At 59.1% G+C, this 16042-nt stretch carries 17 protein-coding genes; 10 read left to right on the forward strand and 7 right to left on the reverse strand.

From position 1 onward, the window contains the following. Window positions 1-3: 3 nt before the first annotated feature. Window positions 4-720, forward strand: a complete 717-nt coding sequence (locus AC0N03_RS01545; RefSeq protein ID WP_474286634.1) for a DUF2076 domain-containing protein — start codon at window positions 4-6, stop codon at window positions 718-720. Between the two features lie 50 nt (window positions 721-770). On the opposite strand, the gene AC0N03_RS01550 is transcribed toward AC0N03_RS01545, so the two are convergent. Then, window positions 771-1373, reverse strand: a complete 603-nt coding sequence (locus AC0N03_RS01550) for a L,D-transpeptidase (protein WP_474286636.1) — start codon at window positions 1371-1373, stop codon at window positions 771-773. 320 nt (window positions 1374-1693) lie between these two features. Between AC0N03_RS01550 and groES the strand changes: the two genes are divergently transcribed. The 4 genes from groES to AC0N03_RS01570 all read left to right on the forward strand — a co-directional run bounded on the left by groES (window position 1694) and on the right by AC0N03_RS01570 (window position 6470). Beyond that, complete coding sequence (groES, locus tag AC0N03_RS01555) at window positions 1694-1981, forward strand: co-chaperone GroES (RefSeq protein ID WP_474286637.1); 288 nt, start codon at window positions 1694-1696, stop codon at window positions 1979-1981. Between the two features lie 44 nt (window positions 1982-2025). Beyond that, a complete protein-coding gene (gene groL, locus AC0N03_RS01560; protein WP_474286638.1) occupies window positions 2026-3672 on the forward strand; it encodes a chaperonin GroEL in 1647 nt (548 codons plus the stop codon). A gap of 464 nt (window positions 3673-4136) precedes the next feature. Further along, window positions 4137-4529 carry a DoxX family protein gene (locus AC0N03_RS01565; RefSeq protein ID WP_474286639.1) on the forward strand — a complete coding sequence of 131 codons (393 nt, stop codon included), beginning with the start codon at window positions 4137-4139 and terminating at the stop codon, window positions 4527-4529. Window positions 4530-4682: 153 nt separating this feature from the next. Next, the gene (locus AC0N03_RS01570; protein WP_474286641.1) at window positions 4683-6470 is read left to right on the forward strand and encodes an ABC transporter ATP-binding protein/permease; all 1788 of its coding nucleotides are present in this window, start codon (window positions 4683-4685) and stop codon (window positions 6468-6470) included. Window positions 6471-6524: 54 nt separating this feature from the next. On the opposite strand, the gene AC0N03_RS01575 is transcribed toward AC0N03_RS01570, so the two are convergent. The 3 genes from AC0N03_RS01575 to AC0N03_RS01585 form a co-directional block, all read right to left on the reverse strand. Then, window positions 6525-6995 (reverse strand): META domain-containing protein, encoded by a 471-nt coding sequence (locus AC0N03_RS01575; protein ID WP_474286642.1) that lies wholly within the window; start codon window positions 6993-6995, stop codon window positions 6525-6527. A 92-nt stretch (window positions 6996-7087) separates the two neighbouring features. Next, the gene (hisG, locus tag AC0N03_RS01580) at window positions 7088-8083 is read right to left on the reverse strand and encodes an ATP phosphoribosyltransferase (protein WP_474286643.1); all 996 of its coding nucleotides are present in this window, start codon (window positions 8081-8083) and stop codon (window positions 7088-7090) included. After that, on the reverse strand, window positions 8080-9189 hold the full coding sequence (locus tag AC0N03_RS01585) for an ATP phosphoribosyltransferase regulatory subunit (protein WP_474286645.1): 1110 nt from the start codon (window positions 9187-9189) through the stop codon (window positions 8080-8082). Before AC0N03_RS01585 ends, hisG begins: the two co-directional genes overlap by 4 nt. A 132-nt stretch (window positions 9190-9321) precedes the next feature. Here AC0N03_RS01585 and AC0N03_RS01590 point away from each other — a divergent pair, with 132 nt between their 5' ends. The 3 genes from AC0N03_RS01590 (at window position 9322) to AC0N03_RS01600 (ending at window position 12508) form a co-directional block, all read left to right on the forward strand. Beyond that, the gene (locus AC0N03_RS01590) at window positions 9322-10785 is read left to right on the forward strand and encodes an MATE family efflux transporter (RefSeq protein ID WP_474286646.1); all 1464 of its coding nucleotides are present in this window, start codon (window positions 9322-9324) and stop codon (window positions 10783-10785) included. A 106-nt stretch (window positions 10786-10891) separates the two neighbouring features. Further along, complete coding sequence (locus AC0N03_RS01595) at window positions 10892-11530, forward strand: DUF937 domain-containing protein (protein WP_474286647.1); 639 nt, start codon at window positions 10892-10894, stop codon at window positions 11528-11530. A 105-nt stretch (window positions 11531-11635) separates the two neighbouring features. Further along, window positions 11636-12508, forward strand: a complete 873-nt coding sequence (locus AC0N03_RS01600) for a LysR substrate-binding domain-containing protein (RefSeq protein ID WP_474286648.1) — start codon at window positions 11636-11638, stop codon at window positions 12506-12508. Window positions 12509-12513: 5 nt separating this feature from the next. Here the strand turns inward: AC0N03_RS01600 and AC0N03_RS01605 are convergent, their stop codons facing one another. Further along, window positions 12514-12675, reverse strand: a complete 162-nt coding sequence (locus AC0N03_RS01605) for a Flp family type IVb pilin (RefSeq protein ID WP_474286650.1) — start codon at window positions 12673-12675, stop codon at window positions 12514-12516. A 299-nt stretch (window positions 12676-12974) separates the two neighbouring features. On the opposite strand from AC0N03_RS01605, the gene AC0N03_RS01610 reads away from it, so the two are divergent. After that, window positions 12975-14357, forward strand: a complete 1383-nt coding sequence (locus tag AC0N03_RS01610) for a glutamate--cysteine ligase (protein ID WP_474286651.1) — start codon at window positions 12975-12977, stop codon at window positions 14355-14357. A 45-nt stretch (window positions 14358-14402) separates the two neighbouring features. Here AC0N03_RS01610 and AC0N03_RS01615 read toward each other — a convergent pair whose 3' ends face one another. Both AC0N03_RS01615 and AC0N03_RS01620 read right to left on the reverse strand, forming a co-directional pair. Next, the gene (locus AC0N03_RS01615) at window positions 14403-14591 is read right to left on the reverse strand and encodes a hypothetical protein (RefSeq protein WP_474286652.1); all 189 of its coding nucleotides are present in this window, start codon (window positions 14589-14591) and stop codon (window positions 14403-14405) included. Between the two features lie 103 nt (window positions 14592-14694). Beyond that, window positions 14695-15453: a 16S rRNA (uracil(1498)-N(3))-methyltransferase gene (locus tag AC0N03_RS01620; RefSeq protein WP_474286654.1), complete on the reverse strand. Its 759-nt coding sequence runs from the start codon at window positions 15451-15453 to the stop codon at window positions 14695-14697. Window positions 15454-15590: 137 nt separating this feature from the next. Between AC0N03_RS01620 and AC0N03_RS01625 the strand changes: the two genes are divergently transcribed. Then, a complete protein-coding gene (locus AC0N03_RS01625) occupies window positions 15591-16040 on the forward strand; it encodes a hypothetical protein (protein WP_474286655.1) in 450 nt (149 codons plus the stop codon). Window positions 16041-16042 lie beyond the last annotated feature (2 nt).

Here is a 16042-nt window from a genome sequence, read left to right on the forward strand (position 1 = left end):
TCGATGACCCCCGACGAAAGACAGCTTCTTACCGGCCTGTTTGAGCGCATCCGCACAACACCGGCAAGCCCGCGTGACGCCGAAGCTGAACGCTTTATCAATGCCGCGATGGTGCAGAACCCTGGCGCCGCCTACACATTGGCGCAGACCGTTCTTGTTCAGGAACAGGCGCTGGCCGCTGCAAACGAGCGTATTCAGGAATTGCAGAACCAGCAGGCACAGGCCCCGCAGGGCGGAGGCTCGTTTCTTGGCGGGCTTGGCCGCAGCCTTTTTGGTCAGGCCCCGCCTGTGCAACAGCCGCAGCCGCGCGCTTATGCGCCGCCGCCTCCGCCGCAATATGCCCCTCAATATGCGCCGCAGCCCGGCCCATGGGGCGCGCCGGCTTCCGGCGGCGGCAGTTTTCTGAGCGGTGCGCTCACCACGGCAGCCGGCGTGGCTGGCGGCATGCTCATGGCTGACGGAATCCGCAGCCTGTTCTCCGGCGGGCACGGCATGATGGGCGGCATCGGCGGCCCCGGATACGGGGTTGGCGGCGGCGAGACCATCATCAACAATTATTATGGAGATCAGGCGTCGGGCTTGTCGGATCAGTCCGCGCAGGATCCGGCAGTTTCGGATGCTTCCTATAATGATTCATCAAACTACGACGACTCGTCGAGCTATGACGATTCCTCAAGTTTCGATGATTCCTCGGGTTTCGACGATACGTCGAGCGCATAGAGTCCCACGCGCCTGAACGAGCAGCGCCCGGATGTATCCGGGCGCAATTTTTATAATGTATCGCCCAGCACCACGACCCGCGTGCCGACATTCACGCGCTGGTAGAGGTCGATGACATCCTCGTTCATCATGCGGATGCAGCCGGAGGATACATTGGTGCCGATCGTGTCCGGTTCATTGGTGCCGTGAATGCGATAGAGGCTGGAGCCAAGATACAGCGCCCGCGCGCCCAGCGGATTGTCCGGGCCGCCATTCATGTGGCGCGGCAGGTCGGGACGGCGTCTGATCATCTCGGGCGGCGGCGTCCAGTCCGGCCATTCGCGTTTGCGGGAGATGGTCTTGACGCCTGCCCACTCAAACCCCGGACGCCCGACGCCGATGCCATATCGCAGGGCGCGGCCTTCCCCTTCAACCAGATACAGAAACTTGTTGGGCGTATCGATGATAATGGTGCCGGGCGCTTCAGGCCCGTCAAACCGCACATCCTGACGGCGGAATTGCGGATCGATCTCCTGACTTGGCATGTTCATCACCGGCGGCGGAGCAAGTTCGTTGCTCAGAGGCGCGCCATGGGCGACAAACCCCGAAAGCAGTAGGCCGCCCAATCCGGCAATACTTGGCAAAAGCCGACGCATTGTGCACTCCGTTGACATCAGGGCTCTGAAACGCCCTTCCTTTGCAAGGCTATGGTTTTAACTTAAAATTTGCGGCGATTGTTAAAATGAACCTGTATGGTTAGCGAAACAATAATTGTGGTTCGCCGCAGGAGCTCATCGGAAAGCAGCAATTCAGGGCTGCGCGCGCCGCAGGCTGGCCGATGCTTCGGCCGCATTCTTTTTGATGCGCGCCCCTTGACTCTCTTCGGCGGCATTCTTATCTCAGGCCCAGCTGTTAGCACTCTCGATGTTGAGTGCTAACAGAGGTTCGAGCCAACCGCCCTTGTCAGACAAGGGCTATCAGGGACTAGAGAAACATGAAATTTCGTCCACTCCACGACCGTGTCGTAGTCAAGCGCCTCGAAGGCGAGGAAAAGACCAAGGGCGGGATCATCATCCCGGACAATGCGAAGGAAAAGCCGCAGGAAGGCGAAGTCATTGCTGTTGGCCCCGGCGGCCGCGATGAATCCGGCAAGCTCATCCCGCTCGATGTCAAGAAGGGCGACAAGGTTCTGTTCGGCAAATGGTCGGGCACCGAAGTCAAGATCGATGGTCAGGAGCTCCTCATCATGAAGGAATCCGACATCATGGGCATCGTCGGCTAAATCTACATTTTCACTAGAGAACCCCAAGGTTCAGGAGATTTTACATGTCCGCTAAAGACGTACGTTTTGGCTCTGACGCACGCGACCGCATGTTGCGCGGCGTCGATATTCTCGCCAACGCCGTGAAGGTGACCCTCGGCCCCAAGGGCCGCAATGTCGTGATCGACAAGGCCTATGGCGCTCCCCGCATCACCAAGGACGGCGTGACCGTCGCCAAGGAAATCGAGCTTGAGGACAAGTTCGAGAACATGGGCGCGCAGATGGTGCGCGAAGTGGCCTCCAAGACCAACGACACGGCTGGCGACGGCACCACCACCGCAACCGTGCTGGCACAGGCCATCGTCAAGGAAGGCGTGAAATACGTCACCTCCGGCATGAACCCGATGGATCTGAAGCGCGGCATCGATCTCGCCGTGGCTGAAGCCGTCAAGGACATCCAAAGCCGCTCGAAGAAGATCAAGGACTCCGCCGAAGTGGCGCAGGTTGGCACGATCTCGGCCAATGGCGACAAGTCGATCGGCGACATGATCGCCAAGGCCATGCAGAAGGTCGGCAATGAAGGCGTGATCACCGTCGAGGAATCGAAGTCGGCTGAAACCGAACTCGATGTCGTCGAAGGCATGCAGTTCGACCGCGGCTATCTCTCGCCCTATTTCGTCACCAATTCCGAAAAGATGATTGCAGAGCTGGACGACGCTTACATTCTCATCCACGAGAAGAAGCTCTCCTCGCTGCAGGCCATGCTCCCGGTTCTGGAAGCCGTGGTGCAGACCGGCAAGCCGCTCGTCATCATCGCTGAGGACGTGGAAGGCGAAGCTCTTGCAACCCTCGTCGTCAACAAGCTGCGCGGCGGCCTCAAGGTTGCTGCTGTCAAGGCTCCGGGCTTCGGCGACCGCCGCAAGGCCATGCTGGAAGATATCGCCATCCTCACCGGCGGCACCATGATTGCCGAAGACCTCGGCATCAAGCTGGAATCCGTCACCCTGCCGATGCTGGGCCGCGCCAAGCGCGTCCGTATTGACAAGGAAAACACCACGATCATCGACGGCGTCGGCGCCAAGAAGGAGATCGAGGCCCGCGTTTCCCAGATCAAGGCTCAGATCGAGGAAACCACCTCCGATTACGACCGCGAAAAGCTGCAGGAACGTCTGGCCAAGCTGGCTGGCGGCGTTGCCGTGATCCGCGTCGGCGGCGCGACCGAAGTCGAAGTCAAGGAAAAGAAGGATCGCGTGGATGACGCGCTGAACGCAACCCGCGCTGCCGTTGAAGAAGGCATCGTTCCGGGCGGCGGCACGGCTCTGCTGCGCGCCAAGGTTGCTGTTTCCAAGCTCACCAGCGACAATGTCGATGTCCAGTCGGGCATCAAGATTGTCCTCAAGGCTCTGGAAGCTCCGATCCGCCAGATCGTGGACAATGCCGGTGTCGAAGGCTCGATCGTGATCAACAAGATCAACGAGAACAAGTCCAAGACCTTCGGCTACAATGCCCAGACGGAAGAGTTCGTCGACATGATCGAAGCCGGCATCATCGATCCGGCCAAGGTTGTGCGCACCGCGCTGCAGGATGCAGCTTCGGTTGCCGGCCTGCTGATCACCACCGAAGCCATGATCGCCGATCGCCCGAAGAAGGACGCACCGGCTATGCCGGGCGGCGGCGGCATGGGTGGCATGGGCGGCGGAATGGATTTCTAAGCGCAGCTTAGAAATCATTCGCTCGCCCGAAGTCTATAAATCCAAAGCGCGGAACACCGCGCTTTGGTGCGGCGGAATGGATTTCTAAGCGCAGTTTAGAAATCATTCGCTCGCCCGAAGTCTACAAATCCAAAGCGCGGAACACCTCGCTTTGGTGCGGCGGAATGGCATCTCAAGCGCAGCTTAGAAAACATTCGCTCGCAGCTCTCGCAATTCCCTCGCCCCGTTTACGGGAAGAGGGTTAGGGTGAGGGGAAGAATTCCAAACAAGAAGGGTCGCCAGAAATGGCGGCCCTTTTTGTTGTCAGCATTTGATCAATCCGGTTTGGCAAGGTCTCCAATTTGCATTTATGCAAGATTGAGTTTCTGTTTGGCTGCCTTTCTTGCGTCATATAAATTTGCTAGGCATTTTTCATGAAATGAATCGGCCGGTGCTACCGGCTCAGACTTTGTGGGAAAGCAAAAATGCAAAACAATAATCAAACCAATCTCCTGCTTCTGGCGGCGCGGATTCTTCTCGCCTTTATCTTTGTCCTTGGCGGTTTCCAGAAATTGATGAACCCCGCTGGCGCGGCTGGATATATTGCATCGGTCGGACTGCCGGGCTTTCTGGTTTATCCGGCCATTGCTGCTGAACTGGGCGGCGGCCTGCTGATCGTGTTTGGCATCCAGACCCGCCTCGTGGCGCTGCTGATGGCCCTGTTCACGCTTTTTCTCGGCTTTGTCTTCCATCTGCACACGGGCGACCAGATGCAGATGGTCAATTTCATGAAGAACCTCGGCATTGCCGGCGGCTTCCTCGCATTGGTGGTGACCGGCGCGGGCCGCTTCTCGGTGGATGGCGCAAGAGCAGGCTGACCGGTTTGTCAATTCATCAAAAGCCCCGGCTTGTCCGGGGCTTTTTGTTTTTGGCTGCCGGCGCTGTGCATCGTCGACTCCTGCCTTATATCAGCTATATTCCGCGCCACACTAGGTTCGATTTCCTTTCAGATCCGATTCGGAGCGCCGTTTATGCAGGGGTTTTTCAGCGCGATACGCGACATCTGGCGTCTTACCATTCCCTATTTTCTCAGCAATCAGACCGGAGAGATCGACATACCGCTGATCGGTACGCTCCGCCTCAGAGAGCGCTGGATCGGCCTTGCCCTGCTGCTGATCACCATCGGCTTTGAAATTTCCATTTCCTTTGTCAGCAAGGCGCTCAATGTCTGGAACAATGAGTTTTTCACCGCGCTGCAGGAAAAGGACTATGGCGCGTTCAACAAGCTGATCCTGAATTTCTCCTCCGTCTCCATCGCGCTGCACACATTTTCGGTGCTGGCTTTCTTCTACATCGTCACGGCGGTCTATAACGTTTACATCAATCAGATGCTGCAGATCCGCTGGCGGCGGTCGATGACGGAATATTATGTCCAGCGCTGGATGCAGCCCGCTATGCATTACCGCATGCGCCTCACCGCCGACCCGGCCGATAATCCGGATCAGCGTATCTCCGAGGATATTCATGACTTTGTCGGCACCACAATGGTGCTCAGCGTCAATTTTCTTGGCACGATTGTGCGCCTTGTGCTGTTTCTCGGCGTGCTCTGGGGCCTTTCGGCGTCCTTTCCGCTGACGTCGCTCGGCTTCAGCTTCAATATTCCCGGCTGGCTGATCTGGGTGGCGCTGGTCTATTCGCTGCTGGGCACGATCATCACCCACTTTATCGGCAAGCTGTTGATCAAGCTCAATTATCTTCAGCAGAAATACGAGGCCGACTTTCGCTTCGCCATGGCGCGCATCCGCGAAAACTCGGAACAGATCGCACTTTTGCGCGGGGAGGGCAGTGAAAAGGCCGGCCTGATGGCGCGTTATGCTTATGTACTGTCCAATGCCTATGCCCGCATCAAGCGGCAGAAGAAACTGACCTGGTTCACCGCCTTTTTCGGACAGATATCCTCGATCTTTCCGATCCTGCTGCTGGCGCCCGCTTATTTTACCGGCGCCATGAAGCTTGGCGCGCTGACCCAGACCTTGGGTGCCTTCAGTTCGGTGCAGGACGGCATGACCTGGTTTATCGATACATATTCGAGTCTGGCGCAATACAGGGCGGTCGTCACCCGTCTCACCGGTTTTGAAGCCTCGATCAGGCTGGCTGAATCGGCGCAGGTCGCAGGCGCGCAACTGGTCACCGGCGGCGACCGGTTCGCGGCCGAACATCTTGTCGTCAGGCGTCAGGACGGCCAGCAGCTGTCCGGCACCGAGCATTTTGCTGTCGAACCCGGCGCGCGCGTGCTGATTTCCGGCCCGTCGGGTTCGGGCAAGACGTCGCTGTTCCGTGCCTTTTCCGGTATCTGGCCCTTTGCCTCGGGGCGGATTTCCGTGCCGGAAGGGGCAAGGGTGCTGGTGTTGCCCCAGCGCACCTATCTGCCGAGCGGCTCGCTGCGCGATGTGCTGACCTACCCGCTGCCCGCCAGCGCCTATAGCCGCGAGGAGATTGTCTCGGCTCTCCACGATGTCGGCCTTGGCGCGTTCGAGGGCCGGCTCGATCAGGTTGATCTGTGGCAGAACATCCTCTCGGGCGGCGAGCAGCAGCGCGTAGGCATTGCGCGTGCCCTGCTCATGCGGCCCGACTATCTCTTCCTTGACGAGTCGACATCGGCGCTGGATGAGGTGGCGGCGCGCCATATGATGGAGATGCTGTCGAAGCGGCTGCCAAGCTGCGCTATCGTGGCTGTGGCGCATTACAGCAGCGGTGCGGATCTCGAAACCCGGCGCACGATGTCGCTGAAGCCGGATGGAACCTATAGTCTGGCCTGAACAGGCAAAAGGGCGGCCTGCAGCCGCCCTTTCGGGGAAAATGAGGGGTTGCGCTTACAAGGAGCGCTGCAACACCATGACGGCGTTCGGCAGCTTGAGTGTCAGTTCCGAGCCGTTTGTGTCCCACATTGGCGAAGCATGAAGGATGCTCAGGAACATGTGTTCCACCTCCATCCGGTCCTTGTCGCACATTTTCTTGGTGACGGCGATGGGGCCGACGGCAAGGCGCTGACCGCGCACCGGATAGACGGTGGCTGACCATGTGTTGCAGCCGCCATTGCCCGAGCCGCGAAACGAATCATCGACATTCAGCGTGACGAACATGTCGCCGGGGATCGGCTTGCCGTTGATGCTTTTCAGGTCGAAACTGACCTTGGTCGGAAATTTCTTCTCGATGGCGGGCATTTCAGAGGCCGCCTTCGCCTTATCGTCCTTTTTTCCGGGCGAAGCCGCCAGTCCTGCGCCGGCGGCCAGCATCAATGCACTGATGCAGGCCAGGCCCGCGATGCGCGAATAAAGTTTCATTGTCCCCTCATTGCCTGATTCGTACAGAGATCAAGTGATAATCATTGCGTTGAATGCGCACAAGATCCGCCGACATCATGGCTGAATGATGATCACGCGCCCAACCGGCGCGACAGGCGCTCAAAAAGCGGATTGCTGCGGGTGAAAACATAATCAAGCGCTGAAGAGGTGACCCGTGCCGCGCCGTTTGAAATGAGCCAGTCGGCGAGATCGGGCACCAGATCTTTGGGCGCCTGCAGCGTGACGAGCAGGTCCTGCCGGGTCACGAACTGCACCTGTCCGGCAAAGCGCTCCGCGATGAGATGCGGCAGTTCCGCCGGGGGCGATGCGAAGAGCGCGCATAATTCGCGCGTGGTGCGCGCTTCCTCCTCAGCAGCGATGCGCCCCAGAATGGCGCGGGCGCTCTCGCGTTGCTGCTGCGACCACGGGGCGGTCAGCGACGCCACGAGATTGGCCTCCGAACGCAGAATGATGCCGTCGTCGAGTATTTTCAGCGCATTGGCGGCAAGCGTCGCGCCGGTGGTCGTGATGTCGACAATCAGTTCGGCGCTGCCGGAAGCGGGCGCGCCTTCGGTGGCGCCCAGACTTTCGACGATGCGATAATCGCTCACGCCGTTCTGCGCGAAATACGCCCGGGTGAGGTTGATATATTTGGTGGCGACCCGCATCGGCCGCCCGTGCCGGGCGCGGAAGGCTGCCGCGACGTCTTCAAGGTCGGCCATGGTGCGCACGTCGATCCAGGCCTGCGGTACAGCCACCACCACATTGGCAAAGCCGAAGCCGAGCGGGGTGAGCAGTTCAACCAGCGTATCGGCCGCGGGCAGCGATTCGCGGATGAGATCCTCGCCGGTAATGCCCATATGCACGGTGCCCGCTGCAAGTTGCGAGACAATCTCCGAGGCCGACAGGAACGCCACCTCGACATTGTCGACGCCCTTCAGCGTGCCGCGGTAATCGCGCACGCCGCGGCCCTGTGCCACGGTAAGGCCGGCGCGGCTGAAGAATGCGGCGGCGTTTTCCTGCAGGCGACCCTTTGAGGGCACGGCGAGAACAAGCGCGCCGGGCGCGGAAGGTGCGGTCTGGTTCATGCCTGATCTCCTGCAAGGCGCGCCACCCAGATCGCGGCGCCGACCGCCGGTATGTCCTCTTTCGCACCCATCGTTTTCAGCAGGCGGTCATAGCGTCCGCCGCCGAGGCATGGACGCACGGAAGGGTGCCGCCGCGCTTCGAAGATGAAGCCGGTGTAATAGTCGAGATTACGCACGAAGCTGGCCGAGAACGTCATTTTGCTCAGGTCAAGCCCATGGGCGGCCATGAAACCGTTGCGCATCTCGAAAGCATTGATCTCCGCACCAAGGTCAAGGCCGGTCTTGCGGGCAAAGCCGCGCATCAGCTGCGCCGCATGATCGGGGTTGCCCGAAATGGCGAGAAATTCCTGCAATAGCGCCTGTTTGTCTGCGCCAAGGCCCGCCTCGGATTTGAGCGCGCTCTGCTGGAGGAAACGGTCGGCTATCTCGCCTACGGAACGACCGCCGACGGCCGAAATGCCGGCAATGGACAGCAAATCCTCGACCAGCGCGCGTGCGCCCTTGCGATCGACGCCTTCCAGTGCGGCCAGAACTCCGGAATGATCCTGCGCATGATTGCGCGCCGGCGGGGCAAAAATGGTCTCGAACTTCTGGCCTGCAGCAAGGCCCCGCTTGATCCGCCGCAGCCAGTACGGCTGGAGATCGAGTTCCTTCAGCACGCGCGCCAGGACGGCCATGTCGCCGATGCGGATATGAAGCGGAACATCCAATGCGGCCTGCAGCGTGAGCGCGCAGATCTCGGCGTCTGCCGCTTCAAGATCGGCGCGGCCGAAATTTTCGATTCCCGCCTGAATGAATTCGCCGCTGCCTTCTGCCCGCATGCGGAACACCGGCCCGCAATAGGCATAAGCCGCCGGTGTGCCTGCCGCCTTGCCGGCCAGATAATCCCGGCAGACCGGTATCGTATATTCGGGGCGCAGGCAAAGTTCCTGCCCGGCACCGTCGGTTGTTGTGAAGAGGCGTCCGCGAATGTCCTCGCCCGACTGATCAAGAAATATGGACAGCGGCTGCAGAACTGCAGGTTCCGCGCGCAGATATCCCCCTTCGAGAAAGCGGGCGATGATCGTGTCGCCTGAAGGCGCCGCCATATCTGGCACGGATTGCATTGTATATTCCATAATTTGCCGGTCTTGGCTCTGCTTCTAGCAAGCCATGCGCCCAAATGCGAATAATTTTAGCTATAAGGGTAAATTGAACCGTAATATGCGCCGATGCTGCTGCGGGCCGGGCGATTGGGCATGGTTTTTTCGCCTGAAATCCTATATCAGCATGCGGGCGGGCAATTTCCCGTCATTCCTCGTTTCTTCGTGAAAGCCCCCGTGACAGACCAGACCTCCGCCGTTTCAGAGACGCCGGCCGCGCCCCGGCCAAGGGCCGTCTTCACGCAGGGCTCGACCATGCGCCACGTGATCGTGATGACGGCAACAGGCGCCGTCGGGCTGATGGCGATCTTCGTCGTGGATCTGCTGTCGCTGATCTATGTTTCGCACCTTGGCGACAACGCCCTGACGGCGGCGGTTGGCTATGCCAGCACTGTGATGTTCTTCGCCATGGGAATTAACATCGGCATGGTGATCGCGACCAGCGCCGTGGTGGCGCGGGCACTTGGCGCGGGCGACAGGGACGGCGCGCGCCGTCTTGCGGCCTCAAGCCTGACGCATACGGCGCTTCTGGCGGGTGCGGTGGCGCTGGTTCTTTTTATCTTTCGGGGCGGCGCGCTCTCGATGCTGGGCGCGACCGGCGAACCGTTTGATGTCGCCCGGAAATTTCTGGCCATCATTCTTCCGGCCAACGTGCTCATGGCACTCGGAATGGGATTTTCCGGCATATTGCGTGCAGCGGGCGACGCCCGGCGCGCAATGAATGTCACGCTGTTTGGCGGTCTTGTCACGGCGGTAACCGATCCGCTGTTCATATTCGGCTTTGGCTTTGGCGTTTATGGTGCGGCGATTGCCATCGTCATTTCGCGCTTTGTGTTTTTCGGTGTCGGATTTCATGGGGCCGTGCGTGTGCACAAGCTGGTCAAATGGCCGGATACAACGGCGGCCTGGCTGGATCTGCGCCACATTTCCCTGATCGCCATTCCTGCCATTCTCACCAATCTGGCTACGCCGGTCGGTAATTCTTATGCTATGCGCATTTTCTCCGGATTTGGCGAAGACGCGGTGGCGGCCTTTGCCGTCATTGATCGCATTACCCCCGTCGCCTTTGGCGTTATTTTCGCGCTGACGGGGTCGCTCGGGCCGGTGATCAGCCAGAATCTCGGTGCGCGCCTGATGCCGCGCGTGCGCCAGACGCTGACGGACGCGTTCACGCTCACGCTTTCCTATGTTGCTTTCACATGGCTGATGCTTTGGCTGGGCAGTTCGCTGATCGTGCGTCTTTTCGGGCTTTCCGGCGAGTCGGCGGAGCTTCTGCGCTTCTATTGCCACATCGGCGCGGCCATGTGGATTTTTCTCGGCTCGCTGTTTGTGGCCAATACGGCCTTCAATAATCTGGGCTTTCCGATCTACTCGACATTGTTCAACTGGGGCCGGGCCACTTTGGGCACCATTCCGTTCGTGACCTATTTTGCCGCGCATTGGGGCGTCAAGGGCGGCATGGTCGGCATGATGGCGGGAACGGCCATTTTCGGCGTAGCGGCTGTGGTGACCGCCTATTACGCGACAGCGCGGCTCGCGCGGCGGATAGCGCCGGAATGACGGGCGCAGGACGCGGCAAAATAGCTATGTCCGGGGCGGCAGCGCATTTCTATTTGCGATGAATCCTTTATAGTCGTCTTTGGTACGTCGAGTCTGGGAGTTCGACATGTTCAACCTGAACGATATTCTATCCTCCGCGCAGACAAGCCAGAATATGGCGCAGATGGCGGAACGCTTCGGCCTGACGGCAGGCCAGACACAGGCCGCCGTGCAATCTCTGATGCCCGCTTTCGTCACCGGTCTGCAACAGCAGGCCATGAATCCGCAGGCAGTGAGCGAACTGTTTGCCGCCATGGCGCCGCAGGCCGCGGCAAAGCCCGAGCCGGAGCCGCAGCCTAAACCGCAATCCAGGCCAAAAGAAAGCGAAGCCGCCGCGGCTTCCGCATTTCCTGATCCGTTCCAGTATGGTTCGGCGCTGATGGCGCAGATTTTTGGCAGTTCCTCGCAGGCGGCAGGGCAGGTTGCCCAGCAGGCGGCTCAGGCTTCCGGTCTGCAGCCGCAACTCGTGCAGCAGATGATGCCGTGGGTGGCGGGTATGTTCATGCAGGGGCTGACGCAGGCTATGCAGGGACAGGGCCTCGGTCCTTTCGCAGCGCCGCCCGCGCCAAAGCCCGGAACATCGGAGGCGGTGGCGCAAAGCGGATTTGAAGCCATGACCAAGATCATGCAAGGCAGCGTGCAGATGCAGCAGGCGCAGCTTGAAGGTTTGCAGATGATTCTCAGTCACCTGACACCGAAAAAATGAGGCATTGCCAGCCGCTGCCGCAGGTGGTGCTCGCGAATTTCCAGCCGCTTTGAACTCGGGGCGTGTTTTTGCCAGCCCCTGTCCAAACCCGCCCGAAGGCCTGTCATGACCGCGCTGTTTGATGTCGAGCAACTTAAGTCGCTTGTTGCCATTGTCGACTCCGGATCGTTCACCCGTGCGGCGGAGATCGTGCATAAAACGCAGTCGGCCATTTCCATGCAGATGCGCCGATTGGAGGAGCGTATCGGCAAGCCGATATTCGAGCGGGACGGCCGCGCATCCAGATTGACCGAAGAGGGCGAGCGCCTTTTAAGCTATGCCCGGCGCATCGTACGGCTGAATCTTGAGGCCGTTGCCAGCTTTTCGCCTTCCGAACTTCAAGGACGCATCCGGCTCGGCCTGCCCGATGAATATGCCGATCGTTATCTGCCAGCGATACTGGCGCAATTTTCTCAGTCCAATCCGCGTGTCGAGGTGACGGTTGTCTGCGAGCCGACCATGAATCTCGTGGTTCTGCTCAATGATGGTGAACTTGACCTGGCCATCGTGACGCATTGCGACGAAACCGGCATGGTCGAGATTGTCCGGCGTGAACGTCTGTTCTGGGTGACGTCGGTTCATCATCTCGTGCATGAACATGCGCTGTTGCCTCTGGCTTTGGGGCGCCCGACCTGCTTTTGGCGACAGCGGGCGACCACTGCGCTGGAAGCGCAGGGCCGCTCATTCCGCATTTTATATGCCAGCTGGAATTCGACGGCGGTGGGCGCGGCGGTATTGGCCGGGCTGGCTGTTTCAGTCTTGCCGGAAAGCGCGATCAAATCCGGAATGCGCATATTGGGTGAGGAAGACGGTTTTCCTGATCTGGGTCTGTGCGAGATCGGGGTTATGACCAACCGGCTCAAGCCCTTGCCTCTCGCCGATGCTCTGGTGGCGCAAATAAGATCCAGCCTCGATAATCTCGCGCAGGATGCTCTGTGATGGAGTCATAAGCCGTTTTGTAGCTCAGTGAATATGCCGGTCAGTTTTGAGCCGATGATATTGAGTGCTGTGACGATGGCCATGGAGATAAGGCCTAACAAAATTGCATATTCGATGGCGGTTGCCCCGTCGGTGTCGCGCAGATATTTTTTGAGCAGTATATTCATCGCAAAAACCCACGATATATTTCGCACATGCTTAAATTATATTATCGGCTGATTTAATAAAAATCCATATATCGAGACAAAACTAATAGTTTATTTTCAAAAATAAATTTATTCATAGTTGTATTTTGATGTTCAGGCGCGTCTGCGCGGCGCATGCGCATTAGCCGCAGCCCCTGTTGCGGCCTTGACGGATGTTCCCTCTCGCATTTTGCTGTAACGTCCCTTATCTAGATCGTCACAAACGATCAGTAGGTTTGCCGATCATGGTTATGGACGCTTGATAAAAAGAGAGAGTGAATATGGCTCGGGATGTAACGGACTCAGCGCCGGTCACCTCACGCAATGAACTGATTGAATGGTTCGAAGCAGGCAATAAACCTAAATCTGAATGGCGGATCGGCACGGAACACGAAAAATTCGGGTTTTATAAAGCTGATCTCTCGCCCGTTCCCTATGAAACTCCCGCTGGCCGGCGCGGCGGCATCAAGGCCCTTCTGGACGGCATGCACCATCTGCTCGGCTGGGAGCCGATCCTTGATGGCGATTATATCATCGGGCTCTATGATGCGACGGGCGGCGGCGCGATTTCGCTGGAGCCGGGCGGGCAGTTTGAGCTTTCCGGAGCCCCGCTCGAATCGATCCACCAGACCTGTTCGGAAGTGCATGCCCATCTGGCGCAGGTGAAGGAAATCGCTGATCCGCTCGGCATCGGCTTTCTCGGACTTGGCATGAGCCCGAAATGGACGCTCGCCGAAACACCTGTCATGCCCAAGGGGCGATACAAGATCATGGCCGGCTATATGCCCAAGGTTGGCACGCGCGGTCTCGACATGATGTTCCGCACCTGCACTGTGCAGGTCAATCTCGATTTTGCCTCCGAAGCGGATATGGTGAAGAAGTTGCGTGTTTCGCTGGCTTTGCAGCCGCTGGCCACCGCGCTTTTTGCCAATTCCCCGTTCACCGAGGGCAAGCCCAACGGCTTGCTTTCGGCCCGCTCCGAAATCTGGCGCGATACGGACAACAACCGTGCCGGAATGCTGCCCTTCGCTTTCGAGGACGGCATGAGCTTCGAGCGCTATGTCGATTACGCCCTTGATGTGCCTATGTATTTTGTCAAACGCGGCGCTACATATCACGATGTCACCGGCGCCAGCTTCCGCGATCTGCTGGCGGGGCGGTTGCCGCAGATGCCGGGCGAGACGGCGACAATGTCCGATTGGGCCAACCATCTCTCGACCATTTTTCCCGAAGTGCGGCTCAAGCGCTATCTCGAAATGCGCGGCGCGGATGGCGGGCCTTCATCGCGTCTGTGCGCGCTGCCGGCCATTTTTGTCGGCTTGCTGTACGATCAGAATTCGCTTGATGCAGCCTGGGATCTGGTCAAGGGCTGGAGCGCCGAACAGCGCCAGCAACTGCGCGACGAGGTGCCGCGTCTTGGCCTGCAGGCCAGTATCGCTGGCCGCTCGCTCGCTGAGATCGGCCGGGACGTGCTTGCGCTGGCCCGCGCCGGCCTTGCCGCCCGCCGCCGCCTCGACAGTCAGGGCCGCGATGAAACCCGCTTCCTCGATATATTGGATCAATATGTTCGTGAAGGCCGCGTTTCAGCACAAGCGCTTCTGGACAAATACCATAATGAATGGGGTGGCCGGATCGAACCTGTTTTCACGGAATGCGCCTATTGACATCAGGCGCGCAGTCCGCCGGCCAAACGCTGATCCAGCACTGGTTCAGTTGCGCGGATATTGGGCGTTGAGGTCGTTTCTGGGCGCGCTGTGATAGACATAATCGGCGGAAACATAACCGCCGACCCGGACACAGGTTGAAGAGCCGTTGACCTGATAAAAGCCCGGCCCGAGCGAGGCGCAGGCCGTCAGCCGCATCGGGGGCGATTTCTTCTGGTTGCGCAAATTAGGCAATTCGGCAGCCGCGAGGCATGTGCTCGCTGATGCAAAAAGAATCAATAAAGCTGTGCGGGTGAACATGTTGACAAAATTGGCTCAGATTATGTCCAAACTATGATCATTCGGTTGCTGTGGTCCGGGGTGTGAAATCTCCGAGCGCGGCCTGGATCAGGGTCAGAGCAACAACAGCGGCCGTGTCGGCGCGCAGAATTCGCGGCCCGAGCGAAATAGGCACGGCCTGCGGCAGGCTGAGAATCGCCTTTCGTTCTGCTTCGTCAAAGCCGCCCTCCGGGCCGATGAGCACGCCGATTCTCCCGCGGGGCAGGCCCTGCAAAATCTCAAGCGGGTTTGCCACCGGCGCGGCCTCATCGCAGAAAACGAGATGCTCGTCCTGCGGCCAGCGGGCGAGAAGCTGTTCGAGACGGATCTCGGCCTCCAGCACGGGCAGCGACAATATCTCGCACTGTTCCGCCGCCTCGATCATGTTGGCGCGCGCCCGTTCCGCGTTGAAGCGCGTGGCCTGCACCCGGCGCGTTATTACCGGCACCATCCGCGCCGCGCCCATCTCCACGCCCTTTTGCATCAGATAATCGAGCCGGGCAGATTTGAGCGGCGCAAAATAATAGCTGATGAATCCCGGCGCCGATTGCGGGCGCAGTTTTTCGCGCGGGATAAGGGCCGGGGCCTTTTTCGGCGTGCCCGAGAGCTCGGCCCGCCATTCGCCATCCTGTCCGTTGAATACGGCCACCGCTGCGCCGGCCTCCTGCCGCAGCACGTGAAAAAGATAATTGGCCTGCGCCTTGTCGAGCGGCACGGGCTGTTCAGCGGCCAGAGGATGGTCAACGAAAAGACGACAATTGAGCATGGGGCGCGGCATGGTTTTCTCCTCACCTGTCTTTAATGGCTTTTGCTGTCCGGGGAAACCAGCGCTGCCCGGCCTGTTCGCCTGATTGCCAATTATCTTGCGAAGCAGGGGGCTTCCGCGCTAAAGGAAAGCTGAATGGAGTTTGCACGATGAAACTGTTGCGTCTTACCCTTGTTGCAGCGCTGGCGAGTTTTGGTTTGCTGGAAACTGCCCATGCCCAGTCTGCGCCATCCTGTCAGGCCGATTTCAACAAGATCATGACGCGCCGTCAGGCCGAGATCAATGTTCTCAACGGCATGACCAAGAAGCTCAAGGGCAAGCTTGATCCCGTCGCGGCCTGTCCGCATTTGCGCAATCTTGCCGCGGTGGAAACCGACATGGTCAACTATATGACCAATAACAAGAATTGGTGCAATATTTCGGACGAGATCATAAAGAACGCCACCGAAGGGCACCGCAAGACCGAAAAGGTCGCCCAGCAGGCCTGCTTGGTCGCCGCCAAAATCAAGAAGCAGCAACAGGACGGCGCGCAGGCGCAGCAGAACGGCAATGCCTTCAACGCGCCTGAACAGATGCACATGCCGGCGGGCCCGCTCTAGGC

Source organism: Methylocystis sp. sgz306128, from assembly GCF_056032725.1.

What these genes read in the sequence shown, in the direction of transcription:
- AC0N03_RS01550 (WP_474286636.1), bottom strand. Translation starts at nt 1,373, where the DNA reads ATGTCAACGGAGTGCACAATGCGTCGGCTTTTGCCAAGTATTGCCGGA.
- AC0N03_RS01600 (WP_474286648.1), top strand. Translation starts at nt 11,636, where the DNA reads ATGACCGCGCTGTTTGATGTCGAGCAACTTAAGTCGCTTGTTGCCATT.
- AC0N03_RS01590 (WP_474286646.1), top strand. Translation starts at nt 9,322, where the DNA reads ATGGTTTTTTCGCCTGAAATCCTATATCAGCATGCGGGCGGGCAATTT.
- AC0N03_RS01605 (WP_474286650.1), bottom strand. Translation starts at nt 12,675, where the DNA reads ATGAATATACTGCTCAAAAAATATCTGCGCGACACCGACGGGGCAACC.
- AC0N03_RS01610 (WP_474286651.1), top strand. Translation starts at nt 12,975, where the DNA reads ATGGCTCGGGATGTAACGGACTCAGCGCCGGTCACCTCACGCAATGAA.
- groES (WP_474286637.1), top strand. Translation starts at nt 1,694, where the DNA reads ATGAAATTTCGTCCACTCCACGACCGTGTCGTAGTCAAGCGCCTCGAA.
- AC0N03_RS01625 (WP_474286655.1), top strand. Translation starts at nt 15,591, where the DNA reads ATGAAACTGTTGCGTCTTACCCTTGTTGCAGCGCTGGCGAGTTTTGGT.
- AC0N03_RS01585 (WP_474286645.1), bottom strand. Translation starts at nt 9,189, where the DNA reads ATGCAATCCGTGCCAGATATGGCGGCGCCTTCAGGCGACACGATCATC.
- AC0N03_RS01620 (WP_474286654.1), bottom strand. Translation starts at nt 15,453, where the DNA reads ATGCCGCGCCCCATGCTCAATTGTCGTCTTTTCGTTGACCATCCTCTG.
- AC0N03_RS01565 (WP_474286639.1), top strand. Translation starts at nt 4,137, where the DNA reads ATGCAAAACAATAATCAAACCAATCTCCTGCTTCTGGCGGCGCGGATT.
- AC0N03_RS01545 (WP_474286634.1), top strand. Translation starts at nt 4, where the DNA reads ATGACCCCCGACGAAAGACAGCTTCTTACCGGCCTGTTTGAGCGCATC.
- hisG (WP_474286643.1), bottom strand. Translation starts at nt 8,083, where the DNA reads ATGAACCAGACCGCACCTTCCGCGCCCGGCGCGCTTGTTCTCGCCGTG.
- AC0N03_RS01570 (WP_474286641.1), top strand. Translation starts at nt 4,683, where the DNA reads ATGCAGGGGTTTTTCAGCGCGATACGCGACATCTGGCGTCTTACCATT.
- AC0N03_RS01575 (WP_474286642.1), bottom strand. Translation starts at nt 6,995, where the DNA reads ATGAAACTTTATTCGCGCATCGCGGGCCTGGCCTGCATCAGTGCATTG.
- groL (WP_474286638.1), top strand. Translation starts at nt 2,026, where the DNA reads ATGTCCGCTAAAGACGTACGTTTTGGCTCTGACGCACGCGACCGCATG.
- AC0N03_RS01595 (WP_474286647.1), top strand. Translation starts at nt 10,892, where the DNA reads ATGTTCAACCTGAACGATATTCTATCCTCCGCGCAGACAAGCCAGAAT.